Consider the following 24,976-nt stretch of genomic DNA (forward strand, 5'->3'; position numbering starts at 1 on the left):
CGCACTCCCCCAAAACGATGACTAATCTTGTGCTACAAGGTATCTCCAAATATTTTGGTGCCAGTCAAGCCCTGAACAATATTTATCTCACCGTTGACGATGGAGAATTCGTCTCTCTGGTAGGACCATCGGGTTGTGGTAAAACCACGTTGTTGCGAATTATTGCTGGTTTGGAAACCGTCAGCGAGGGTGACGTGATGATTGCAGGGCAGACCGTCAATGAGTTGGACCCAGCTCAGCGCAATATTGCCATGGTGTTCCAATCCTATGCCCTGTATCCCCACAAGAGTGTATTTGAGAACATTGCCTTTCCTCTGAGGATGCAGGCCCCCTGGTTCACACGCATTCCCATTATTAGTCACCTATTCAAAGCTCGTAAAACCCTGGAAGCCCATCTGCAAGAACAGGTTCCCCAAACGGCTGACCTGATGCACCTGGGGGAGCTATTAAAACGTAAGCCAGGGCAACTGTCTGGAGGCCAGCGGCAGCGGGTTGCTCTGGCCAGGGCCATGGTGCGATCGCCCCAATTGTTCCTGATGGATGAGCCTCTGTCTAACCTGGATGCCAAGCTGCGGGCAGATATGCGAGCGGAGATTATTGAACTACGGCGGCAGCTGGGGGGCACATTTATCTATGTCACCCACGACCAAAGTGAAGCCATGACTATGTCGGACCGAGTGGTGTTGATGCATGAGGGTAGTATTCAGCAGATTGCTGCCCCCAGTGAGCTGTACGACAACCCTGCCAATCTGTTCGTGGCTGAGTTTATTGGCAGTCCCAAAATTAATACCCTGGCAGTAAGCTCTCCAGCCGTTGGAGAGCTTTATGGCTTTGGTAATCATTTGCAGGGGGTGCCGAAACACATTGATGGTGTTGCTGTGCCGGTGCGCGAGGCCCTCTCACTTTGTTTACGGCCTGAAGCCCTGAGGTTGTTGCCCACTCAGGCCCGAGATGCCTTCACTGGACGCATTCACATCCTGGAAAATCTGGGTAACGAGTTTCTAGTCATTGTTCATCCCATCGGTGAAGTGGAAAATAGTGGGGATGATACGACAAAGCCGATGAAATTAGTGGCTCGGGTGGCGGCTATGGTGGGGCGTCAACTGCACCCGGGCGATACTGTTCATCTACAACCCGACTGGTCCCAGGCATTGCTATTTAACCAGGATGGCTTCCGGCTTTCTCAGGCCACAGTTACTGTGCTAGAGGAGGTAAGCGTATGACCCTGGTTGCTCCCGGTCGCGATCGCGTAGGTACTCGTGTGAAGAGTCGCGATCGCACCCCCTGGATAATTTACCCCCTGTATCTGCTGCCTGCCTTCTTTTTGTTGCTGGTGTTCTTTGTAGTACCTGCTTTGACCACCATTGGTATTAGCTTTACCGACTGGCAGTTGGGGTCATCCTCCATTGACCTCATCGGGTTAGACAACTACAAAGAACTGTTTACAGATGAGGTTTATCGTAAAAGTCTGATCAATACCCTCAAGTTAGACCTGTTTGTCGTCCCAGTGTCATTCTTCCTGGCCCTGGGACTGGCCCTGGCCATCAATGGGTTAAATCGCTTTCAAGGCTTTTGGCAAACGGTGTACTTTTTGCCCGTAACCACGACGCTGGTGGCCATGGCCCAGGTATGGTCCTGGATTTTGCATCCCCAGTTTGGCATGGTGGCCCAGTTGTTCAAACTGTTTGGCCTCACCCCCATTAACTGGCTCAACGACCAGAGCGTGGTGCTTTACACCATTGGCTTTATCTCCATCTGGCAGCTGGTGGGTTACTACACGGTGCTGTTTATTGCCGGGTTGTTAAATGTGCCCAAAGAGCTGTACGAAGCGGCACTGATTGACGGTGCCCGCTCTCCCTGGGATAAGTTTTGCCACGTTACTTGGCCGATGCTGGGTCCCACCAGTTTGTTTATTTTTATCATCACCATCATCAAGTCATCTCAGATTTTTGACACGGTGAAGGTGCTGACCCAAGGCGGCCCCAACAACGCCAGTGAGATTCTGCTGTATACCCTCTACAGTGAAGGGTTTGAGTTTTTTAGGACAGGATTGGCATCTGCGATCGCCACACTGTTCTTCGCCATCATGCTGCTGCTGACCATGTATCAGATGCGGGTATTTGAAAAATACGTCCACTACCGTTAGGGAGCCTCTGATGAAAAAGCACGAACTCTTTCTGCATTTTATTTTGGCCATTGGTGGGGTGGTCATGCTCACCCCCTTTATCTGGATGCTGAGTCTGTCGGTCAAGCCAGAGAACGAAATTTATAACGCTCAGATCAGGCTATTCCCCCAGCAGTGGGATTGGGCCAACTACACTGAAGCCTTTATTGACGCCCATGTGGGCTCGTTTATTGTCAACGGGGCCATTGTTACCCTGGGGATTTTACTGTTTCAATATCTCACGACCATTCCAGCAGCTTATGTTCTGGCCCGTAAAGATTTTCGCTTGAAGGGGGTGCTGTTTGCCATTGTGTTGGGGGTGTTGCTGATTCCTCCCCAGGTGACCGCCATCCCGGTATACTTGTTGATGGGTAGATTAGGATTAATCAATACCACTTGGGCGTTGATCTTGCCCTTTACCACCAGCGCCTTTGGCATTTTTCTCTTCCGCCAGAGCTTCAAAGCCTTTCCCCAAGATCTGATTGACGCGGCTCGGGTAGATGGGGCCAATGAATTGTACATTCTCTGGAATCTGATTGTACCGCTCTCGTTACCCACCCTGGCGGCCTTTGGCATTTTCTCCATCGTGGTCCACTGGAACGATTTGTTCTGGCCATTGCTGGTGATTTATGACTGGGAAAAGGCTACCCCTCCCCTAGGTATTACCTTTTTTGAGGGGGGGGACAGTGGCGACAACGTGGGGGCAATGATGGCCGCCGCCACCCTAATTGTGGCCCCCCTCACCATTGCGTTTCTAGTTGCCCGTCGTCGGTTTATTGAGGGCATTACCATGACGGGCATCAAGTAAAAATCTGCTAGATGCCAGTCAATAGGTCTTCGAACACCCGATACCCAACACCTTACCCAACCAACATTTTCCAGATTAAGTTGATACCCGGTCTTAGCAGTATCTCTACTCTAATGCCTGATATCTGGTGTCTTTGCCTTTGTGTTTCCTCTGTTTTTTGAGTTCCTGCATAATCTCCGACTAACTTGTTGTAAGGAATCCTGATTATGACTCTACCGTTAGCAAAAACATTAACCCGTGGTGCTCTCGCCACACTGATGCTGTTAGCTGTTGGCTGCAGCGGTGCTACTACTACCTCCGAGAATACTGCCTCCCCTGACACAGCCGCCGCTGATAGTCAAGACCCCGTTACCATCACTTTGGCTTATCCCTACGGTGATCTATTTACCGATGTACACAGGGAGACAATCGAAAAGTTTGAGGCCGAGAATCCCAATATCGACATCGCCCTCCAAGCTCCCCTGGCGAACTACGAAGAACTGGCCCAGCGTACCCTGGTGGGCATTACCCAGCGACAGGCCCCCACCATTTCTTTCCAGGGCATTAACCAGGTGCGTCAGTTTGTAGATGCAGGCCATGCCAGTGACCTGAGTGAGTTTGTGGCGGCAGATTCCCGTTGGACCGACGGTGGTCTCTATGAAAATATGATGGCCTTGGGAGAATTCGACGGCAAGCAGTATGCCATTCCCTTTGCCGTGTCTACTCCCATCATGTACTACAATGTAGAGCTATTGGAGCAAGCCGGTCTTGATCCTGAGAATCCTCCCCAAACCTGGCCTGAGGTCATCGAAGCAGCTAAGAAAGTTCAAGCTTTGGGTGGTGACGTCACTGGCATGTGGTATGACTACCTGATTACGGGTAACTGGGCCTATCAAGCCCTGGTGTACTCCAAGGGCAGCAGCATGATGGACGATAGTGAAAGCAACATCACTTTCGGTGGTGAAACCGGTGTAGAAGCCGCTCAGCTGCTCCGTAGCTTTGTGGATGAAGGGGTGATGCAGGACTGGAGTCGTGAGCAGGGCATTGAGTCCTTTGTCAGTGGCAAAGTAGGGTTTTACTTTAGCTCCACCTCCTCCCTGGCTAACCTGCAAGAGAAGTCTAATTTTAACCTCAAGACTGCCCTCTTCCCCACGGATGAAGGTGGCGAACGTCGTCTACCTACCGGTGGTAATGCCGCTGTGATCATTACCGATGACCCCGCAGAAGCCAAAGCCGCTTACGAGTATGCCATGTTTGCCGCTGGTCCCATTGGTAACAACATTATGGTGAACGGCACTGGCTATATGCCCATGCACAAAGAAGCCGTTGACGAAGCATTCTACGAGGCTAACCCCAACTACCAGGCGTCTATTGATCAGATTCCTTACATCTTCCGCTGGTACTCCTTCCCCGGTGAGAATAACCTGAAGATTATTGACACCATCAAGGAGTCATTACAGGCGGTTGTTTCTGGTAAGGAAACCCCTGAAGCGGCGATTACCAAGGCGGCTGATCAGGCTCAGGACCTGGTGAAGTAAGCGTTCCTTTGAAATAGATGTCTCTCAGACAGGGAGACATCTATTCTTTCTTACTCTCACATACTCTTACTCTTTAGGGGAAGCCAGATTGTCTCCTCACCTGAGATGTCGTCCATGCGGCTTCTCCTTTTCTTATATTGTCTGAAAATGCGTGTATTATTTTTTGGTGATATTGTTGGTGAACAGGCAGTTGACCAATTAGTCACCGATATCCCCCGCTGGCGACAAGAGCACTCCATTGATTTGGTTATTGCCAATATGGAAAATGCCATTGTTAGTCATCCGGAGGATCTCTGGGGTGGGTTCGGTATCTCTCTAGATGTGATCACTCGCTTAACCGAGGCAGGGGTAGATGTGCTGACCGGGGGGAATCACTCCTGGGATGCGCCTAATACCGATGCTGTGATGGCTCATCCAAAAATAGTGCGCCCCGGAAACGTGACCAATGATTTACCCGGACGTGGGCATATCACCCTGGAGGTGAGCGGGGAACTAGTCACCGTTGTGAACCTGATTGGCGATACTGCCGCTGGGAAGCGCTATCACACCCAGCGACCGTTTGACTATTTTCAGGCTCAAACATTTTCAGAAAACAGTTTAATTATTATCGATTACCACGCCAATACTCCCATTGAAAAATGGTCTCTGGCCCGCGTTTTAGACGGTCAGGTGATGGCCATAATGGGCACCCACACCCACGAACCGACGTTAAATCTATATCGTCTACCCCAGAAGACTTTCTTTGTGACCGATGTGGGTATGAATGGACCTACGGGTGGAGTATTGGGCATGGGCAATCGATATTTCCTGTCTAAGGAAAATCAGCCGGATGCACCTGTAGATTTTGATCTGGCACCAGGACCGTTGCAGCTAGGAGCGGTGATTTTTGATAATCAGAGTGGTGAAATTGTTAGGTTGTGCGATCGCAACTGGCCTGGCGATCTCCTATGATGTGTTGCATAACCCACGACTTAATATGACTCTCATTGCCCAAATTAGTGATCTCCATGTCCAAGTAGCTGATGATCGCGCCTACGGTGTGGTGGATACCAATGCCCTGGTGGCCAATGCCATTACCCATATCAACGACTTGAACCCTCAACCCGATTTAGTCATTGCCACAGGAGATTTAGTTCATCAAGGCACGGAAGCTGAATACGAACAACTAAAAATCATTCTCTCGCAGCTCAATGCCCCCATCTATTTGTTACCAGGAAACCACGACTGCCGAGAATCTTTAAAACAAGTATTTAGTCATCATACGTATTTACCCCATCATCATCTAGGGCATTTGAGTTACACCCTAGAAGACTATCCAGTACGGATGATTTTGCTAGATACTACTATTCCTGGTAAGGGAAGTGGTCTGGTGGATGCTGGCCGTCTCGCCTGGTTAGAGGCTCAACTCAACGCTGATACCACCAAGTCCACCATTCTCTTTATGCATCACCCGCCGTTTCCGACGGGCATTACCATGATGGACAATATCGGTTTGGAGGGACGTACAGAGCTGGAAAATCTCATCCGCCACCATCCCCAGATTGTGCGTGTGAGCTGTGGTCATCTGCACCGTAGTATTCATTGCCAGTGGGCCGGGACCACCGCTAGCACCCAGTCCAGTCTGGTTCACCAGGTCGTTCTCGATCTCCAACCTGACGCAGCAGGAACCTTTGTCATGGAACCTGCTGCTTACCAGCTACACCTATGGCATCAAGATATTTTGGTGTCCCACACGGTTTATGTGGGGGAGTTTACGGGTCCTTTCCCATTTTCTGATCCCAAAAAACGTAGAAATGCGCCAGTTATCTAGCGATTCTATCCCGCGAATGGCTTCTCATCTTTTCTCAGATGTTATTATCTAAAAGATTGAGCGTCAACAGTCTCATCCATTTCTAAAAACACAGGTGCAGCCTCTGATTCAGTCCACTCGATGACGTCTGTTTCTTGCGGTTGATTCGCCGCTTGCCAAGTCTGAATTCTTGCTTGAGCAGTCGTATACGCTTCGGCCTGAGAGGGAATTTGCGTAGCCAGCTTAATGGCACGATCTAAATTACTGCGAGATTCACTGTCGGCCAGATTTAAGAGATCCCAACTCCAGCGGTTGATTTGTTGCAGCGCATCCGTATATTGGCTGCTACTGACAGGAATTTGGTTAGCCGTAACAATGGCACGGGCCAGGTCATTGGCAGCGCCAGAACGGGCAATACTTTTGGCTTCCTGCATCAGGGTTTGGTTTTGTTGCTGGTCACGCCAGACTGCTAAATCGTTTTGGACTTCTTGGTAGAGAGAACGTCCTGGAGAAATACGAGATGCGGTTGCGATCGCACCCGACAAATTTCCCGTTGCCGCCAGCCGACGGGCTTGATCCATCAGGGGCCGATCTTCAATGGCTTCAATCCGTCCTTGCCAACCGTCAATGCGCTTTTTAGCATCATCCGTCAGGGCTCGACCAGACTCAATTCTACGAGCTTCCTGAATTGCCTGGCGCAGTGCTTGAGGGGTGCCCACAGCTGCTAGCTGGTCAGCCCGATTCAAAATGGGTAAATCTTCCGCTGTTTCCACCCGATCTTCCCATTGGCCAATCTGGTCGGAAACCTCATCCCAGCGAGGATTATCGCGATTAACCTGATTGGCTTCAACAATGGCTGAACGCAGATCATTGATATTCCCCTGGGCCGCAATTTGACGAGCAATATCCAATTGGGCCAGGGCCTTAATCTCGGAACGCCACTGACCGATCAACGTCTGGGCTCGATCATAGAGTGGCCGATCTTTGCCTAAACTTTGTAAGCGGGTAATGGCAGAATCTAACCCCAGGGCATCACCACTCCAAGCGCGCCGATAGGCTTCTGTAAAGACCTGAAAATCAGCAATTTCCTGATCTAACCCTTCATTTCTAGGAATTGCCCCTAAAATTTCTTCGGCCTGGGGTAGCTGCTGACGAGCTAAGAATCTCTCAGCCAACCGTAGCATGTCCTTAGCGATAGTCTTTTTCACAGCCTTTGCTTCATCATGGAGCACGCTCTCAGGCTTGATGGAAGCCAGGAGTTTCAAGGCATCTTGAAAGCCTTTGACCGTTCCCTTATCGGCGAGGCGTTTAATTTTGCCGAGCTTACGACTATCTTCCCGCGCCATGGCAATAAGCTTAGTCAGCTCGGTATATTTGGTGTCTGACCAATAGTCATTGTTGACATCTAATAACAAAACTGATAGGCGAAACGCCTCTTTGAAATTGCCATCAACTAGCTTTTCTTTGGCGTTTTCAAAGACTTCTGAGCCTTCTCCCCAGACCCTCTGCCAGCGACGAACATTTGTTTCAACCTGATCTGCTGCTGCTGTATTGGCCGGAATTTTATTGGCGGTTGCGATCGCAGCTTCAAGCTCTCCCTGATGAAATAGATCGTCAGCCCTTTCTAGAATTTCACTGGACCAGGTTTCCACCTTGGCATTGATCTCAGCCCGCAGCGGATGATCATCCGGTAGCCTTTCAACCAGGGCAATGGCCTCTAACAAGAAATCCACGCTTCCCTGATTTGCATAGGATTCAGCACACTGCAAGCGCATGGCTGCCGACGCCGTGGGCCAAAAAATCGCTCGGCAGTTGGGCAGGTTCGGCATCCGAAACAAGCTAGTTACCGCAAAGGCCAAACTGCCTGCCAGAATCATCAAGGTCGTTAGCAATAGAAACTGCCAGCTACCAACCCATCTAAAAACCACCATTCCCTTTAAGTCAGATGGCCGGGATGCAGTCTCAGCAGGAGCCGCATCTACAGGAGATCCCCCTGCATAGGACGGAGAGGGTGCCGGACGAGTAGGCGGCACTGGCATACGCTGAGGCCGACTGCGGGGCACAGAAATAGGCTTAGACGGGCGGCGACGATTGCGTTTGGAGCTCATAAACAGATCAGCCAGAGAAAGAATACGCTGAATATGGCGATACTTTAGCGCAATGACTCAGTAGTGTATACGCTATTCGCTAAAGTGATCCAACTTAAAGGACAAAGACACCATGTCTTACTTGCCCTGTCTACACTGTTCGTCCCCTGAGCATCTTATCAAGACAATTGCTTAAGAAGATTACACATCACCTAAAACCATGGCTTTAATTGTGCTGCCTGCCTGAATCAGGGTTTCCCCAAGCGGCACCCTGCCTAAGCCATTGGTGCGACTCAGATTAATTAAGTTTCCAGAACTATGTCCTCCTTTCGCCAGGGTAAATCGATAGCCGTCAACATCTAGGGAAAGCCCCCCACAAAAGGGTTTTCCGTTTACCCCTGCCTTGAGTTCACTGTCGGCTGTGGCCGTTACAAACGTCGGCGAGCCGCCATGGCCCAGACCTGACATTTTTTGTAATGCTGATTTTACAAGTTTTGATATGATTCAAACTCAAGCAGATTCACCACAATCGTTTCAATTCGGCTAGAACTTCAGGGGTAAATGGATTTTCGCCCTTTTGTAGGGTTTCCACCCAGTCTGAAGCGTTATTAAAATACTCAGGATAGTCGTCTAGAGCATCTTCGCTCTTGAGAACAAATTCCCAGTCTGACAAGGCTCCATTTGTATCCCCGATTTGCGCCCTAGCCAAGCCCCGAAAAGATCTTGGCCAATGTTTCTGAAAATCTGGAGTAAGTTTTACTGCATGCTCGCAAAGCCCTAGTACTTTTTCTGCAAGGCCATAAATGCTACCACTAGCGCAAAAGTCTATATAGTCGAAATAAGTCACAGTTATGTCGGGGTCGAGGCTAACTGCTTCAGCGTGAAGGTCAAGCGAGTCCGAAATCTCAGCTTCATCACCATCCCACATAAGATTTCGAGCCTTATCTAAGAGTAGCGATGCCATTTTTTGATTCGCGTATAGGTCTGCTTCTGTTTTTAAGCTATCAGGGGATAACTCCAGGGCTTGTTCGAATTTCTCAACGGCTGCTGACATGTTGTTTGCCGCAATCAAGTCGTCTCCTTCTTTAATCAATGCTTCAGCAGCCAGCTCATTAGTCCGTAGTTCTGATTCAAAATTTAGACTGGCATCCATAGGATCCAACTTTAGGGCCTGATCATATTTAGAAACTGCGGCTGTAACCTCACCTTTAGCAGCTAATTCTTTCCCTTGATTAATCAAGCTAGCCTTTTGGGCCTTCTCTTCGGGGGTTAGCTCCAATTTCTGCCAGCGATCGGCTTTACGAAATGCTTTGAGTGCGTCCTCTTCATTGCCCTCGGCCATTAAACTTTTTCCTCGCCGTTCCCAAGCTGGAGCCGCCGCCGTTTTAATCGCATCGTTCTGACAAATTTCCAACTTTTCTAACTTTTCGGGGTGGGTAACTAAGTAGGCCTGCACCTGTTTACAGGCACGATCGGTCAATGTCTCTAAGTCTTTCAGTTCTTTTAAACGACGAATTACGGTCTCATTTTTACTGACGGTGAACAGTTGCTGGTTGTCAAAACTAAACTCTAAAAAATCCACCTGGTTGGTATGACCCGCTAAGGTAGCAAAAAGCTGGGGCTCAGTTTGCTTCCATATGTGAACTAGGCTATCGGTAGTACTTACGGCCAACCGTTGGCTGTCAGAGCTGAAGGCCAGGGTTTTGAAGGCCGCTGAATGCTCAAATTCTGTAATCAGTTTGCCAGTGGTCGCATCCCAGAGTTGCAGAGCTGCTTGAGATAAAAGGGCTAGCATTTGACCATCAGGACTAAAGTTTACCAATTGATAATCCTGGCCTTTGTCTGTAAGTTCGCTAATTTTGGTGCCATCAGTTTTCCAGAGAACAACGGGGCCTTCATTTTGGTAAGTCACTATTGTTGAGCCTGCTGGAGACATTTGAAAGTTATTGGTAGCGTCGGTTTTGGGAACTAAGTCTTTAATTAAAGTGCCATCAATTCTCCAAAGCTGAATGGGACCACTCGTATTCCCCTTGCTGAAATGGGTGACTAAGGTTTGACTATCGGCGCTAAATTCTGTTGTCAGTCTGTGGCGCTCTTGGCGTAGGGTCGTATGATCAGTTTTTTTAATTAAAGCATTACTGATGGGAGTGCCATCTCGCTGTCAGAGACTGATAGGACCATAACTGTCACTGCCGTAGTCCGAAGGATTAACAACAGTCAAAAACAGTTGACTATCTGGACTAAAAACAACCTGGGTAGGGCTATTTTCACCGCCAGTTGGAAAGCTTTTGATTAGAGAACCGTCAACAGTCCACAGCTTGACAGTTCCTTTTTTGTCAGATGTGGTAATCAGACTGCTATCGGGGCTAAAGCTAATATTTGCCGTGCCTTTGCTAACGTCTGCAAGGGTAACGACTCGAATACCCGTTTCCGCCTGCCAGAGAATCACCGGGCCATTACGCTCCGCCGTGACCACCCATTGACTATCGGGGCTCAACATTACCTGCACTGACCGATCAGTGTCTAACAATTGCTTGATGGGCTTACCGTTACTCTGAAATAGGGTAGTGACATTATCGCCAAGCACAACTAGCCTTTTGCCGTCCTCACTAAAGAAGGAGCGCTGAGAATATATATCACGGACAGTGGCTAGTTGTTTAATCGGCGTCCCATCCATACGCCAGAGTTGAATAGAAGACTCTTCTTCATCACTTCTGTCCACTTTAATCGTAGTAAGTACCTTGCCCTCAGGGCTAAAGTTAATAAGGTCTGAGATTGGTTGCCAGGACTCTATATCTCCAAAGTCTAGGGTAAGTGTTTTGAGTGCATTAGAACGAGTCAGCTGCCACAGCTTAGCGGTACGGTCAGCACTAATGGAAACCAAAAACTCGTTATCAGGACTAAACTTGGCATCAATCACATCATCCTTATGACCTTTCAGGGTTCTGAGCAGTTTTCCCTCGGTATCCCACAGGTTAAGGGTATTGTCATCGTTCGCCGTAACCAACATGACTTTACCCGTTTGATCTCGTCCAAATGGTACTCGTCCCAAAGCAGCGAGGTATCCAAACTGAGGTAGAACCTATCTTCCTGCCAATCGGCGAGCACTGCTTGGATGATGGATTTGTAGAGTCGGTGGACGTTAATCTGGCTATTGCCGAGCCATCGTCTGACGCGTCTTTGCTAGCGCCCCTGGGGAAGGCAGGAGTCCAACACGTCAGGTTGACTTCACCGGCCTGAATCAAAGCTGCCACCATCCACAGCCCCGTGGTCAGTTGGCTCAGATGCAACCAGTTGTCACCTTGAGCCAACCAACTCATCAAGGCATGGTGGAGGTGGGAGTTTTTGTCACAGCATTCTTGAGTTTTGAGTCGTATCTGATTCTAGAATGCTGGCTCCCCCTTGTTGACCTCTGTTGACCCGCTGACAAGTATCTCAGCGATACACGACGACACAACTTTTGCCAGTCAATCAGGCTATCTACCTGTACAGCCGTTATTTAGCTTGGTTGGAACTCAGCTAAATTTCTGGCCAAATAGACTATTCTCTGTAAAAGGTCATCGTTATTATTTGAACTAGGTTTATCTCCAATTAATGCTGAGATTGGAGGAACAATATACTCCACTGGCTCAACATAGTTAACGATGTTGAAATTTAGCACAGGGAGACTAGACAAGTATGGCTGCAATGCATTTTGTAATGCATTGCCACTTTCTTGCAATACCCTTTCTACTAATCTACATGTTTCTCTGCGTTCAAAAAAAATGCGTGAATTGTATTCTAACCATAGCTTCTCAAGCAATAGCTTTACATCAACGTCATGACGCCAATACTCTACAGGATTTGAGGGTCTTTCAGGCAGATTAGATCTTCCAAGCAGTTGAGGTATTGAATTTAGAGCAATTTGATGTTGAGACTCTTGCCATTCTAAAAGTTTCCTGTGTCTTGCTTCCAGACTCTGCACACTTATTGAAGATGGACTTATGTTGGGATTCATCTCCAGAATCCTAGGAATCATTTCCATATCAGTAGCAACTTTTTTATTTATTTCTGTCTGAAGAGATGGCACTTGCCAACTCAAGCGAGGATCTCTTAAGACTACAATCTCGTTTAACCACGATTGCCAACTATGGCAAGTCATACCAGTTTCTCGGAGACTTCCATTTCCATCAGAATGCTTATCAAAAGGGGCTACATTCAAACCATCTATCTCTAATACCCAGATGCAGAAATCTACTGCGGGACTGGTATTGATACTAATAGAGTAGGAAGAATTATTTTCCTTTGAAATCATGATTACTTCAATTAAATTCCCGACTGGGCAAACCTTACCCTTATTAAGGATATGGAGACCATCAGGGCGTGCTCTAAAAGTCAGTCAAATACCATTCCTTGATACGCAAAATAAAGGTTTTAGGAAATTTCACAACAGGCTCTAGTCGTTGTCCTCTCTTGAGATAGAGAACATTGTCACTTCATATCAGGAGTTAATACCTTTACTATGATCATAGCTTGTGAATCAAAAAAGCGTGTGACGCGTCACAAAAAGAGATGATACCTATGAAGTGTTATGGACTGTCCCTATTGCGACTACCGGCATGACTTCGCGACCTATCCTACAGTCTTCTGATGCACAACCGCATTGACATAGCTAAAACAACCGAAGTAAGAGCTGCTTCAGCATACTTTCACCGCTACGTTCAATTCCGCTTCTCTACTTAGGGCTTGCTGAATAAATCGGAATCGAATCTGGATAAGGCTTTCAGCCTCAAAAGGCTCAGTTAGGTGCAAGGTTAAATAACAGAATTTTACGGAAAATCAATGGTTTCAGCGATTTCGACCTTGCACTAGCTTTTTGAAAAATCGGTCAAATTCCTTGCTGTTAAAGCACTGATTACTTTTTCAGCAAGCCCTACTTACATCGGCTTTATCAAAACGTAAGCCTTCCTTGAGAATGAAATAGTCCTGTAAAGTGTGACTGTTAATACCAATAGGACTTACGCAAAGCAGATCAGAAAAAGGAAGTTAGTCATAGCTTAATACAGGGGAAATCGATAAGATCAAGGGCATGAGGAAACCGTTCAGCCGACTTGATGACTGCCAATATCTCCTGATCAGCCAAGTCAACTATACGCTGACCAATTTTGCTGACCATAGCGAAGCCTGGACCCATGACACCATTAATCGATACTTAAAACGAGAACGCATTACCCCTCGATTGGTCTGGGAGAACACACAATCGCAAGTCGAGGCAGATATCTATGGCTATGTGCTCTTTGACGACACGGTTCTCGACAAACGGCATTCGTTCTCGATCGATTTGGTGCGTCGACAATACAGTGGTAATGCCAAACAAGTGATTAAAGGCATCGGTGTAGTCAGCTGCATCTATGTCAATCCCAACAGCGATCAGTTCTGGTTGATTGATTACCGAATCTATGACCCCGATGGCGATGGCAAGAGTAAACTTGACCATGTTAGCGAGATGCTAATAAATCTCGTGTATCACAAGCAATTACCTTTTCATGCCGTCCTGATGGACAGTTGGTATGCGGCCAAGGCGTTGTTGTTACTCATCGAATCGCTTGATAAAGTCTATTACTGCCCACTCAAGTCAAATCGCAAAGTAGATGATTCAGGAGGACAAGGTTCTTATGAACGTGTAGACAGTTTGAACTGGAACGAGACCGAACTATCCACAGGTAAAGTCATTAAGCTTAGAGGATTTCCCAAAGACCATAAGGTGAGACTGTTCCGGGTTGAGGCGTCTACCCGCCGCACGGACTATATCGTCACCAACGATTGGACTCAAGAGTCAACAGCGGCGACACAAGAAGCGTGTAGCTACCGTTGGCGCATTGAGCAGTTACACCGAGAGGGAAAACAGACCACGGGCTTGGAACACTGTCAGTGTCGGCTTGCCAGAATTCAGCGCAACCACATTGGGTGTGCGCTGTTGGTCTGGGTCAGGCTCAATCAATTAGCGATCCAAACAGGTCAGACACTTTACCAGCTCAAACGTGGGTTGCTTGACAATTATCTGGTTCAACAACTCAGAAACCCTGATATTCAGTTCGCTGCTGCGTAAGTCCTAGTTTCTCTGTTTTTCCATCCGAGAACGTACGGATATACTCTCGCCAACGGTTGTGGCGAACTCGTTGTTCTTTGGGTCACCAAACGCCATGATTAGAACGGATAGCGAGGACATAAGGTATCTTCAGTTCTTGCAGAACTCGCACAAAATTACTGCCGCTTTCGCCATATAGACTATCGGCTAAAACCAAATCAAATTTAAAGCCTAACGCACATAACTCTCGAATCATGGCAGCGGCGATCTCTGGTTTAGTCTGATAACGGTCTGTAGGTTTGAGTCGCTCTTTGGGTTTATACACCTCAAAGGCAAGTGGAAACGTAATATCATCCAACAGCCCATAAGCACTTACAGCGACAATTCCATTTTCGACCTTGCCCAAATTACCGATGTATTGTCGTTTTACATAATCGGTAGAGGTGCCTTTTTTACGGTCGCCCGTTTCATCGATAATCAGTGTGACTTTTCTGCCAGCGATAACTTTGAGAATGAGCATTAATCTTCGCTGGCAGAAGGTTTGGCTAGACCAAGGAGACTCACATATAAATTGTTGTAATGACTGTGAATTAGGCAAACCAACAACTTTAGCGATAGCCGGTAAAGATTTTCGTTTAACCTCTGAAATCAGACCCACATGTAAATGTTTGAAGGCTTCAAAACTTCTGACTTCAGCAAACAGGTCTCGATAGGACTCGCAGTAGTCATCAATAAATTTGACGGTAGGTTGGGCAGCTCGGGGCGTCACCATGAGTACGGTTTGACCACCTTGGGTCGATAGTTACCCCTATTTTATACTGCCAGAGTCATTAAAGAGCGCTAAGTAGGTCAGTCTTGAAAAAATCAGCTATGTGAAGTTGAATAAAGCAGTTGATTCTATCGCAAAGGGGCTTTACGGGATGGGTGCCCGATTACGAGTGTTTCTGAGTCCTGAAGAAGATCGCACGTTATTTGAACTTCGCACAGCAACGACGGTTCCTCAGCGGGTTAAAGATCGTGCAGAAGTAGTCCGTTTAAGCCATCAAGGGATGTATGTCGAAAAAATAGCGGCGTTTTTCAAGTGGAATGTTCGGACCGTGCGAGAGACACTTCATCGATGGCAAGAGCAGGGGTTAGGTGGACTGTGGGATGCCCCTCGTCCTGGTGCCCAACGCCGTTGGCAACCAGAAGATATGGAGTATCTTGAAAATTGCTTACGTGACGAGCAACGCACCTATAATAGCCATCAGTTAGCCGAGAAATTGAAAACAGAACGCAATGTGACCTTGAGTGCTGATCATCTCAGACAACTCCTGCAAAAAAGGGGGGTGATTTGGAAGCGAACTCGCCATAGCCACCGTGGCAAACAAGATCCGGTTGAGAAAGCGACCAAACTTGCGGATCTGGATATGCTGCAATGGTCAGCGGCCCTCGGAGAGATTGATCTCTATTACCTCCTCGATGAATCGGGCTGTTGTCTTTGGATGCCTGTGGAATACAGCTATTTCTTTCGAGGTGAACAGAAACGTCTTGAACAAACAAAACGCAGAGGCAAACGGATTAGTATTTTGGGGCTCCTCCAGCCGTTGGTCAGTTTTGTCTATGGTTTGGTCGTCGGAAGTTTTGATGGAGACCGTTATATCACTGTGATGGATGACCAAGCGCGTCAAGCCAAACAACAATTCGATAAGACCGGACGAATTCGAGTGGTTGTTCAAGACAATGGACCGGTTCATACCTGCAAAAAGGTGAAGGCAAAATGGACCGAATGGGAGGCCCAAGGCCTTTATTTCTTCTTTCTGCCCAAATACTGTTCGGAGTTGAATCCGATTGAAACCGAGTGGCATCAACTCAAAACTCATGAATTAAAAGGCCAAATGTTCGACCATGAAATCGATCTAGCCTATGCCGTGATGGATGGGGTTGATGCTAGAGCTGAGGCTGGAGGCTATGAAGCAGAACGATTTCGATTCCCGTCAAAGCTAGCTTCTTAAAAGTGCGTTACATACATGCATCTTTTTACCCTTGGCTACTTATCAAAAGGCTTTGCAAACGGCAGGCATTCAATGTAGTATGAGTCGTCGTGCAAATTGTTGGGATAATGCTGTTGCAGAGAGTTTTTTTGGTACGCTTAAAACAGAGTTAGTGCATTCTCAGATTTTCTCTGACCAAGCTGAGGCTAAAACCGTAATCGCTGAGTGGATTGAGGTTTTCTATAATCGACAACGGATTCATTCAACCATTGATTTTCTCTCCCTTGTTCAATTTGAGGATAAGTACTGGCTCTCTCTAAGACAGTCCATCGCAGCTTAAGTTTACTGTCTACTACTTTGGGAGAAGATCAGTGTGGGTCGCTTGCGTAATGAGATGAGCGAGGCCCTCAGTGATCCGGTGACCACTGCCAAGGCGTATGTTCAGGCTCAGTCCGTGCTCCACACCGATGAAACAAGTTTTCCTCAAGGAAACCGTGATGGTCGCAATCCGAAGCAGACGAAAGGTTTCCTGTGGGGTTTGGTAACCCCGCTGGTGAGCTTTTTTCAAGTAGTTCTGAGTCGGTCTCAAAAGACTGCTAAGGAGTTGATTGGTGAATCCTATCGAGGGATTGTCACCTCTGACCGCTATATAGTGCCTATGGTTGGATTGCACTGGAGCAACGACAAGTGTGTTGGGCACATCTCAAATGAGATTTAACAGCTATGGCTGAGCGGATGGGGGCATCCCATGAAATTGGAGAGGCTCTGTTGCGTCGTCAGCGTTGGTTATTTCGCTGGTGGCATCGGGTTCGGGATGGCACCTTATCTCGTGAGCAGTTTATCTGTCAGGTCGCCCATCTACGACATGGGTTCAAAACAACGTTAGACGAAGCCGCCGCACTGCCAATTGCCTCTGACGAGCAGTCACCCTTAGCCAAAACAGTCAGAACCTGCCGACGGTTGCTCACGGTTGAACCGGCTCTGTGGACCTTTGTTTCAACAATCGGAGTGGAACCGGCGAATAATTCGGCTGAACGAGCCTTGCGAGCAGCGGTGATTTGGAGGAAAGCCAGTTTTGGTGCTCAATCTCAACGGGGAAGTCAGTTTGTCGTACGGGTGATGACAGTGACCACTTCGCTCAAGGCGCAGGGGCGAAATATTCTCGATTTCCTTGCTCTTGCCTGCTTAGCTGCACGGACTGGAAAAGAGCCCCCTTCCTTACTGCCACAACAGCAATACTAGGGACGGTTACGATTTTGTTCAACTAGCCGTTCGTAGAGTTCCCTCGCAAAGATTTTACTGTCAACACGACCATAGGAAATAAATGCATCCTGAAAAGGATTCATGGTAAAGCACTAATTCACACAAGCAATATCTTAATATACCCAACCTGAATGTGAGAGGGATAGAGTTATACAGTCATTTAACGAACTTACCTGACCATAAGTACCCTAACCTCACTACCAGCCTGAATCATTGTTTCTCCTAACGGAATTCGCACTAATCCACTGGTCTGACTGAGGTTGACTAGATTTCCAGAACTGTGGCCACCAGCCGCCAGGATAAATCGATAGCCATCCTGCCCTAGGTATAAATGTCCCCACAGATAGGTCTCCCGTTTACCACCGGCCTTAAGATCATCGTCTGTCTTTGCCGATACAAAGGTCGGTGACCAACGGGTCTCAAGACCAGAAAGCTTACGCAGGGCTGGTTGTACAAATCGCCAAAAACTGACCAGCGATGAGACCGGATTACCCGGTAAGCCAAAATAAAGTTGCTGATTCTTCCCACGCCCAAACGTAGCCACCGTCAGGGGTTTGCCAGGCTTTACGGCCACCGAACGAATGTGGATAGTCGCCCCTAATTCAGTCAAAATTTGGTCCACATAGTCATAGTCACCCACAGACACGCCACCGGATGAAATCACGACATCCGCTTGATTGAGGGCATCAGCAATGGCCTGCCGCGTGGCTGCCTTTTGGTCTGGCACAATTCCTAACGGCACAGGCACCGCACCTGCTTGAGCGATCAAAGCTGCCAAGGCATAGCGATTAGAATCCACAATTTGCCCAGGTGCTAAGGGGTGGTTTACATCAACTAACTCATCTCCGGTGGATAAAATTGCCACACGGGGGCGTCGATACACAGGCACTGACACACACTGCGCTGCCGCCAGCACGGCTATTTCAGCAGCTCCAATTTTGATGCCAGGCTTTAATAACTCTGCCCCTGCCTGATAAAAGCTACCTTGCTTACGGATAAAAGCCTGGGCTGAAGGAGCGGTCAATACAGTTACCTGCGGTCCCTGACGCTGGGTATTTTCTTGAATCACAATGGTATCGGCACCCGTGGGCACCATGCCCCCAGTAAAGATGCGAGCTGCTTCCCCCGTCTGTAGCTCGCATTTAGGCACCTGTCCCGCCGGAATTTCCTCTACAACGGTCAATGTGGCGGGTACTGTTTTTACATCGTCGTACCGCACCGCATAGCCATCCATGGCTGAGTTATCCCAATGGGGAAAATCCAGCTGACTACTTATGGGTTGGCCTAAAACTCGTCCTAAACAGTCCCCTAAAGACGCTGTTTCTAAAGCCTCCACAGGGGTTACCAGGTCTAGGATCAACTTTTCCGCATCGTTTGCAGGCACCATAGGCTTTAATTTTAAATTTTGATTCTTTGAATTTTGATTCAGACTCCGTATCAGTCATACCTAACCATATCAAAGGCTCCGGTTACGATAGGAGAGTGGGCGTTGCCTACCCTTCGGATTGATCGTTTCTGTTTTCTAACATGCCCTTCGCTTCCAGCCTTGCAAAATCCCTTGAACACCGTCGCCAGCAATTGGCAAAGCACCTGGATAACCCGGTCTTACTCTGGTCGGGGCAAGCAACGCCACGCAACTTTCCGGCTAACACCCATCCGTTTCGACCTAGCAGTCACTTTCTTTATTTTGCAGGGCTGCCCTTGGAAAATGCGGTCATTCATATGGCAGATGGGCACTTAACGTTATTTATGGATGAGGCGACACCGGCTGAAGCACTATGGCATGGTCCTAGCCCTAGTCGCACTGAGTTGGCCCATAAAATTGGTGCTGGCAAAGCCCTGCCCCTAGAAGACTTAAAACATTTTGTGGGCGATCAGGTGGCTACTCTCAAGGTACAAGATAATGCCACAGCGGTGCACCAGGAACAACTTTTAAATCGCTCGATTCCTATCGCCAAACAATCTCAGGATCAAGATCTGGCGTTACTCCAGGCTATTGTGCAATTACGCATGTGTCACGATGACTATGCCCTGGATGAGATGCGTCGTGCCGCAGGGGTTTCAGTCGCAGCCCACAGGGCAGGCATGGCGGCAACAAAACTGGGAAAAAACCTGACTGAGGCCCATGTTCGGGCAGCTATGGAACAGGTGATCATGGCCCATGGCATGGCCTGTGCTTATAACAGTATTGTGACGGTCCATGGTGAAGTTCTCCACAACAACCATTACCACTATGCCCTAGGGGAAAACGATTTAGTGTTGGCGGATGTGGGGGCAGAAACCAAGGCGGGTTGGGCGTCAGACATTACCCGTACCTGGCCTGCTGGTGGCAAATTTTCATCGACTCAACGGGACCTTTATGATGTGGTTTTGGCAGCCCATGATGCTTGCATTGAGGCGGCCAAACCTGGCGTGGAATATCGGGAGTTGCATCTCTTGGCCTGTCGAACTCTGGCAGCGGGTTTGGTAGACCTTGGTATTCTCATCGGCCAGCCTGATGACCTGGTGGAACAAGATGCCCACGCGTTGTTCTTTCCCCACGGTGTCGGTCATCTGTTGGGGTTAGATGTGCATGATATGGAAGATTTGGGTGATCTGGCAGGGTATGCCAGCGGTCGTAGTCGTAGTGACCGTTTTGGCCTCGGCTTTCTGCGTCTTGATCGGCCTTTACAGACGGGCATGGCCGTGACCATTGAACCTGGTTTTTATCAGGTGCCGGGCATTTTGGAGGATAAGGGCAATTGCGATCGCTATGCCCACATCGTCAACTGGGACCGCCTAGCCCAGTTTAGTGATGTCAGAGGTATCCGCATCGAAGATGATGTGCTGATGACCGAAAATGGCTGTGAGGTCATCACAAAAGATCTACCAACACACGCTAAGGATATCGAGGCACTAATCATAAATTAGGGGGTTAATTGTTCCTGGTGTAGGGACATTCCATGGAACATCCCTACACTAGGAATACGATTTCCCGTATTCACTTGTTTACCGCATGGTGACAAACTCTTCTGCCGAGCTCGGGTGAATCCCTACGGTGGCATCAAAATCTGCTTTCGTTGCCCCCATTTTGACCGCCACCGCCACCCCTTGAATAATCTCAGCGGCAGCATCACCCACCATATGTGCCCCCAGAACCTTATCAGTCTGCACATGCACAATCAGTTTCATAAGCGTTTTTTCTTCTAGCTTAGGCAGGGTATAGTACATCGGTCTGAATCGGGACCGATACACCCGAATGGCGACTTCGCCATATTTCTCCATGGCCTCGGTTTCAGTCATACCCACCGTGGCCACCTCTGGTGTAGTGAATACGGCTGAAGGGACATTTTCATGGCTCATTACCCGACGTTTGCCACCGTAGTGGGTATCGGCAAACACCCGCCCCTCATTAATGGCGACAGGCGTGAGATTAATGCGGTCTGTGCAATCTCCTACGGCATAGATATTGGATTCTGCTGTCTGGCTATGGGCATCGACAACAATGGCTCCATTTTTCACCTCTACCCGAGTATTTTCCAAACCCAGATTCTCTAGTCGAGGGATACGCCCCAGGGCAGAAAGACCAACAACATCAGTCAATACCAGGTTGTTATTTTTGAGATTAACCTGAAGTCCCTCATTGGTTTTCTCAAGGCTAACCAGCTCATCATTAATAATGCGGATGCCGTGGCGCAGCATGGCATCTTGGACCTCGGTGCGAATATCTTCATCAAAGCCTCGCAAAATCTTATCGCGTCGAATAATTTGGGTGACTTCTGTTCCCAAAGCATTGAGGACACAGGCAAACTCACAGCCAATGTAGCCACCGCCAAAGATCACCATGCGTTTGGGCTGCTGCGCTAAGTGGAAAATCTCATCGGAGGTGATGGCCAGCTCAATCCCCGGAATGTTGGGTTTACTGGGCTTGCCGCCAACGGCAATCAAAATTTTCTCCGCTGTGATTGTTTGTCCTGCCACCTCAATCGTATGGGGATCCATAATTCGGGCATGGCCCTTAAAGAGAGTCACCTCCGCATTGTCAATCATGCGTTGATAGATGACATTTAGCCGAGTGACTTCGTCGTTGACGGCTGTAAGCATGCGAGACCAGTCAAATTTACCTGGCTCAAACGTCCAACCATAGCCTGCGGCCTCTTGCACATGGCTGGCAAAATGAGAGGCGTACACCATGAGCTTTTTGGGCACACACCCCCGGTTTACACAGGTGCCGCCCAAGCGATCAAATTCTGCCACTGCGACCTTTGCCCCATACTGGGCAGCCCGTCTAGCGGTCGCAATGCCACCGGAACCAGCACCAATCGCAAACAGGTCAAAATCATAGGCCATAGGTAGGTTTTCCTCTGTAATTACCGGGTAACAAGCTTTTTAATCTGGGCTAGCTTAGCTGGCTTGTAGGGCGCATAACGCCAGTCTAAATCAAACAAAAATGTCTTTTTGAGAACACTCTTGTAGTGGGAAAAGGTATCAAACGTGGCTTTGCCATGATAGCTACCCATACCGCTTTGTCCCACACCTCCAAAAGGTAGATCGGGAACACCAATATGCAACACCGTATCGTTGAGACAAACGCCCCCGGATGACGTGCCGGTTAATACCTGTTGTTGTTTAGCCTGATCCCGAGAGAAGAGATAAAGGGCTAAAGGCTTGGGGCGAGCATTAATTTGAGCCAGGGCCTGGTCAAATTGGTCGTAGGTTAATATCGGTAGAATGGGACCAAAAATTTCATCCTCCATCACTGGAGACTCCCAAGTGACGTTATTCAACACGGTGGGAGCCATGTAGCGAGTGCCAGCATCCGTTTGCCCCCCAATAAGCACATCACCGCTATCGAGGAGAGCGGTTAATCGGTCAAACTGCCGCTGGTTAATAATACGACTTAAGTCAGCACTCTGGGACGGGTCATCACCAAAGAATTCACGAATCGCTGCTGTGAGTTTGGCTAAAAATGCATCTTTGACGGTGCGGTCAATCAGCAGGTAGTCAGGAGCAATACAGGTTTGGCCAGCATTGATAAACTTGCCCCAGGCAATCCGCTTAGCGGCATGGTCAAGGTTGATATCGGCATCAATAATGCAGGGGCTTTTGCCGCCTAACTCCAGGGTTACAGGCGTGAGGTGCTTCGCCGCAGCTGCCATGATGATGCGACCAATGGCAGTGCCACCCGTAAAGAAGATGTGGTCAAACTTTTCGGCCAGTAGCTGCTGACTGACGCTGGCATCTCCTTCAAATACAGTGACATAGCTGGGGTCAAAGGTATTGACAATCAGGTCGGAAACAACGTTGGCTGTATGGGGGGCATGCTCAGATGGCTTCAGAATGGCACAGTTTCCAGCTGCGATCGCACCCACTAGCGGCGATACCATCAGCTGGAACGGATAGTTCCAGGGACCAATAATCAGGACTACGCCTAACGGATCAGGCTGTACCCATGCCGACGACGGAAAGTTCTCCAGCGTTGACTTGACTCGCTTGGGCTTCATCCAACGTTTGAGTTTTTTGAGCGCCAGGTTAATTTCTGAAAGGGTGGCGATTTCAAAATAAGCTTCAAACTCAGGTCGTCCTAAATCAGCCTTGGCCGCAGCTACAATATCTGATTGACGGTCAATAATAGCCTGCTTGAGTTTGGCCAGCTGAGCCAGACGAAACTCTAAAGGTTTAGTCTGCCCCGAAGCAAAGAAAGCTCGCTGCTGCTCAAGGGCAATGGGAATGGGAAAAGATTTTGTCAGCTGAGCTGTCATAGTTCAGTAGGGCAGATGGAGCAAAAGTTTAGAGTGTTACACAATCTATGATGTCGTGAACTCACTTATCTGACCAGCTTCTGTTAAGCATGTTTTCTGTCAGGCTTAAAACAGAATCATCCTGCTGCTGTCATTTTAATCCTGAGGTTTTTCATTGACACAATCTCCCATGTTCCAGACCACCCGCCGCCGTTTGGCGCTGTGGTACACGGCCATCACCGGTATTCTGCTGATCCTTTTTGCCAGCGGCGTGTACTTCTATGTGCGCAATACGCTGGTGGAGCGGGTAGATGACACCCTAAATCATGTGGTAGAGGTGGTGCAGCGCTCATTGGTGATCGAAGCCGCAGCACCATCCTCAGGTCGGGTGCTGACCGCTGCAGGTGTTAAAGGGCAAGCTCCCCTACAGGTGAATGTGGAAGATAGCTTTCGCGATAATGCCCAGACCCTAGAAGACGACCACATTGACATTGAATGGTTTGGCCCCAACGGTCAACTACAGTGGAGTACCCTGTCAGTCCCTAGCAACCTGCCACTTCAGGTAAATGCTGCTGGGGAAACGGTGCATCTTAGACATCGTTCAAACAATGGTCAGAACGATGGCGAGGATACCGATCAGGTACTCCGGCAAATTAGCCGCCGAGTGCAGATCAACAACCAGGTACTGGGCTATTTGCGGGTTAGTCATCCCTGGTTTGAGGTGAGCAAACCCAGCCGTCAGTTGGTAATCGATCTCAGTGTTTGGTCTGGGCTGGTCATGGTGGCCACTGGCACCATTGGCTGGCTCCTGTCGGGGCTAGCCATGGCCCCGGTACGCCAGTCCTATCAGCAGCTCAAGCAGTTTACGGCGGATGCCTCCCACGAACTACGCAATCCCATTGCCGTCATCCAAACCAATGTGCAGGTGGCGCTGGCGGATCCTGAGCCGGATGTGGAGTTTCAGCACAGTCAGCTACAGGTGGTAGAACGGTTGACCCGGCGCTTGGGTCGCCTAGTCGACAACCTGCTGTTTCTGGCTCGACAGGATGGGGGGCTAATACCGATGCAGTGGGAGCACCTGGACCTTAATAAACTGCTATTAGACGTGATTGAAGAACAGTCTCTCGTAGCTCAGGGGCAGGGGTTAGATTTGATTTATAATCCCATGCCATCTGAGGTGTCCATGCCTGGCGATCGCGACCAGTTGATTCGCCTATTTACGAACCTGATTAGCAATGCTATCCAGTACACCCCCGAGGGGAAGGTGACCGTCACTCTAGCCACTACTCAATGGCAAGGCCAAGAGGCATCCAAAGTAACCGTATGCGATACCGGTATTGGGATCTCAAAAGAACTACAGCCCCAAGTGTTTGACCGGTTTTATCGGGTGGATAAGGCCCGCAGCCGTCGTGATGGAGCAGGCTCGGGGTTGGGATTAGCGATCGCAAAAGCCATCATCACTAACCACCAAGGCCGCATCCAGCTAGAGAGCCAGACTGGACAAGGAACAACGGTAACGGCAACGCTGCCTTGTCATATAAAATCCGAATTCATTAAACCCGATTAACCATGGATAACCCAGTAGGGG

The 24,976-nt window shown here is 48.7% G+C and carries 21 protein-coding genes and 2 pseudogenes; 14 read left to right on the forward strand and 9 right to left on the reverse strand.

The window, feature by feature from the left end:
- Positions 1 to 17 precede the first annotated feature (17 nt).
- From QGP82_RS04655 to QGP82_RS04680, 6 genes are all read left to right on the forward strand, one after another.
- Positions 18 to 1,223 carry an ABC transporter ATP-binding protein gene (locus QGP82_RS04655; RefSeq protein WP_499057345.1) on the forward strand — a complete coding sequence of 402 codons (1,206 nt, stop codon included), beginning with the start codon at positions 18 to 20 and terminating at the stop codon, positions 1,221 to 1,223.
- Entirely contained in the window at positions 1,220 to 2,146 is a 927-nt protein-coding gene (locus QGP82_RS04660) for a carbohydrate ABC transporter permease (RefSeq protein ID WP_499057347.1), read from the forward strand. The genes QGP82_RS04655 and QGP82_RS04660 overlap by 4 nt, the downstream gene beginning before the upstream one ends.
- Positions 2,147 to 2,156: 10 nt before the next feature.
- The gene (locus tag QGP82_RS04665; protein WP_163670980.1) at positions 2,157 to 2,972 is read left to right on the forward strand and encodes a carbohydrate ABC transporter permease; all 816 of its coding nucleotides are present in this window, start codon (positions 2,157 to 2,159) and stop codon (positions 2,970 to 2,972) included.
- Positions 2,973 to 3,178: 206 nt separating this feature from the next.
- Positions 3,179 to 4,489, forward strand: a complete 1,311-nt coding sequence (locus QGP82_RS04670) for an ABC transporter substrate-binding protein (RefSeq protein WP_499057349.1) — start codon at positions 3,179 to 3,181, stop codon at positions 4,487 to 4,489.
- Positions 4,490 to 4,636: 147 nt separating this feature from the next.
- Positions 4,637 to 5,440, forward strand: coding sequence for a YmdB family metallophosphoesterase (locus QGP82_RS04675; RefSeq protein ID WP_163670984.1), 804 nt, complete (start codon positions 4,637 to 4,639; stop codon positions 5,438 to 5,440).
- Positions 5,391 to 6,299 carry a phosphodiesterase gene (locus QGP82_RS04680; RefSeq protein WP_348918277.1) on the forward strand — a complete coding sequence of 303 codons (909 nt, stop codon included), beginning with the start codon at positions 5,391 to 5,393 and terminating at the stop codon, positions 6,297 to 6,299. The genes QGP82_RS04675 and QGP82_RS04680 overlap by 50 nt, the downstream gene beginning before the upstream one ends.
- 44 nt (positions 6,300 to 6,343) lie before the next feature.
- Here QGP82_RS04680 and QGP82_RS04685 read toward each other — a convergent pair whose 3' ends face one another.
- The 4 genes from QGP82_RS04685 to QGP82_RS04700 form a co-directional block, all read right to left on the reverse strand.
- The gene (locus QGP82_RS04685; RefSeq protein ID WP_499057352.1) at positions 6,344 to 8,386 is read right to left on the reverse strand and encodes a chromosome segregation ATPase; all 2,043 of its coding nucleotides are present in this window, start codon (positions 8,384 to 8,386) and stop codon (positions 6,344 to 6,346) included.
- 180 nt (positions 8,387 to 8,566) lie between these two features.
- Positions 8,567 to 8,833, reverse strand: coding sequence for a hypothetical protein (locus tag QGP82_RS04690; RefSeq protein ID WP_163670987.1), 267 nt, complete (start codon positions 8,831 to 8,833; stop codon positions 8,567 to 8,569).
- A 52-nt stretch (positions 8,834 to 8,885) separates the two neighbouring features.
- A complete protein-coding gene (locus QGP82_RS04695; protein WP_163670989.1) occupies positions 8,886 to 10,277 on the reverse strand; it encodes a hypothetical protein in 1,392 nt (463 codons plus the stop codon).
- 249 nt (positions 10,278 to 10,526) lie between these two features.
- Complete coding sequence (locus QGP82_RS04700; RefSeq protein ID WP_499057354.1) at positions 10,527 to 11,375, reverse strand: WD40 repeat domain-containing protein; 849 nt, start codon at positions 11,373 to 11,375, stop codon at positions 10,527 to 10,529.
- Between the two features lie 26 nt (positions 11,376 to 11,401).
- On the opposite strand from QGP82_RS04700, the gene QGP82_RS04705 reads away from it, so the two are divergent.
- The gene (locus tag QGP82_RS04705; RefSeq protein WP_163670993.1) at positions 11,402 to 11,605 is read left to right on the forward strand and encodes a hypothetical protein; all 204 of its coding nucleotides are present in this window, start codon (positions 11,402 to 11,404) and stop codon (positions 11,603 to 11,605) included.
- A 259-nt stretch (positions 11,606 to 11,864) separates the two neighbouring features.
- Here QGP82_RS04705 and QGP82_RS04710 read toward each other — a convergent pair whose 3' ends face one another.
- Entirely contained in the window at positions 11,865 to 12,659 is a 795-nt protein-coding gene (locus QGP82_RS04710; protein WP_163670995.1) for a hypothetical protein, read from the reverse strand.
- A 774-nt stretch (positions 12,660 to 13,433) separates the two neighbouring features.
- Between QGP82_RS04710 and QGP82_RS04715 the strand changes: the two genes are divergently transcribed.
- Positions 13,434 to 14,453 carry an IS701 family transposase gene (locus QGP82_RS04715; protein WP_499057356.1) on the forward strand — a complete coding sequence of 340 codons (1,020 nt, stop codon included), beginning with the start codon at positions 13,434 to 13,436 and terminating at the stop codon, positions 14,451 to 14,453.
- A 10-nt stretch (positions 14,454 to 14,463) separates the two neighbouring features.
- On the opposite strand, the pseudogene QGP82_RS04720 reads toward QGP82_RS04715, so the two are convergent.
- A pseudogene (locus QGP82_RS04720) lies at positions 14,464 to 15,204 on the reverse strand (IS701 family transposase); the annotation flags it as partial.
- A gap of 148 nt (positions 15,205 to 15,352) precedes the next feature.
- On the opposite strand from QGP82_RS04720, the gene QGP82_RS04725 reads away from it, so the two are divergent.
- From QGP82_RS04725 to QGP82_RS04740, 4 genes and pseudogenes are all read left to right on the forward strand, one after another.
- The gene (locus QGP82_RS04725; RefSeq protein ID WP_499057358.1) at positions 15,353 to 16,426 is read left to right on the forward strand and encodes an IS630 family transposase; all 1,074 of its coding nucleotides are present in this window, start codon (positions 15,353 to 15,355) and stop codon (positions 16,424 to 16,426) included.
- 40 nt (positions 16,427 to 16,466) lie between these two features.
- Positions 16,467 to 16,745, forward strand: a pseudogene (locus QGP82_RS04730) (integrase core domain-containing protein); the annotation flags it as partial.
- Between the two features lie 33 nt (positions 16,746 to 16,778).
- Positions 16,779 to 17,123 carry an IS66 family transposase gene (locus QGP82_RS04735; RefSeq protein ID WP_163669052.1) on the forward strand — a complete coding sequence of 115 codons (345 nt, stop codon included), beginning with the start codon at positions 16,779 to 16,781 and terminating at the stop codon, positions 17,121 to 17,123.
- A 5-nt stretch (positions 17,124 to 17,128) separates the two neighbouring features.
- A complete protein-coding gene (locus tag QGP82_RS04740; RefSeq protein ID WP_163669054.1) occupies positions 17,129 to 17,647 on the forward strand; it encodes an IS66 family transposase in 519 nt (172 codons plus the stop codon).
- A gap of 190 nt (positions 17,648 to 17,837) precedes the next feature.
- Here QGP82_RS04740 and QGP82_RS04745 read toward each other — a convergent pair whose 3' ends face one another.
- Positions 17,838 to 19,055, reverse strand: coding sequence for a molybdopterin molybdotransferase MoeA (locus QGP82_RS04745; protein ID WP_163669056.1), 1,218 nt, complete (start codon positions 19,053 to 19,055; stop codon positions 17,838 to 17,840).
- 140 nt (positions 19,056 to 19,195) lie between these two features.
- Here QGP82_RS04745 and QGP82_RS04750 point away from each other — a divergent pair, with 140 nt between their 5' ends.
- The gene (locus QGP82_RS04750; protein ID WP_499057361.1) at positions 19,196 to 20,578 is read left to right on the forward strand and encodes an aminopeptidase P family protein; all 1,383 of its coding nucleotides are present in this window, start codon (positions 19,196 to 19,198) and stop codon (positions 20,576 to 20,578) included.
- A 78-nt stretch (positions 20,579 to 20,656) separates the two neighbouring features.
- On the opposite strand, the gene gor is transcribed toward QGP82_RS04750, so the two are convergent.
- Together gor and QGP82_RS04760 are read right to left on the reverse strand one after the other, a co-directional pair.
- Positions 20,657 to 21,997 carry a glutathione-disulfide reductase gene (gene gor / locus QGP82_RS04755; RefSeq protein WP_163669060.1) on the reverse strand — a complete coding sequence of 447 codons (1,341 nt, stop codon included), beginning with the start codon at positions 21,995 to 21,997 and terminating at the stop codon, positions 20,657 to 20,659.
- A gap of 20 nt (positions 21,998 to 22,017) precedes the next feature.
- The gene (locus QGP82_RS04760) at positions 22,018 to 23,409 is read right to left on the reverse strand and encodes an aldehyde dehydrogenase (protein WP_499057363.1); all 1,392 of its coding nucleotides are present in this window, start codon (positions 23,407 to 23,409) and stop codon (positions 22,018 to 22,020) included.
- A gap of 169 nt (positions 23,410 to 23,578) precedes the next feature.
- On the opposite strand from QGP82_RS04760, the gene QGP82_RS04765 reads away from it, so the two are divergent.
- Complete coding sequence (locus QGP82_RS04765) at positions 23,579 to 24,955, forward strand: sensor histidine kinase (protein ID WP_163669064.1); 1,377 nt, start codon at positions 23,579 to 23,581, stop codon at positions 24,953 to 24,955.
- Positions 24,956 to 24,976: the final 21 nt, after the last annotated feature.

The organism is Leptothoe sp. LEGE 181152 (genome assembly GCF_032906605.1).
Taxonomy (GTDB): Bacteria; Cyanobacteriota; Cyanobacteriia; order Phormidesmidales; family Phormidesmidaceae; genus Leptothoe; species Leptothoe turfae.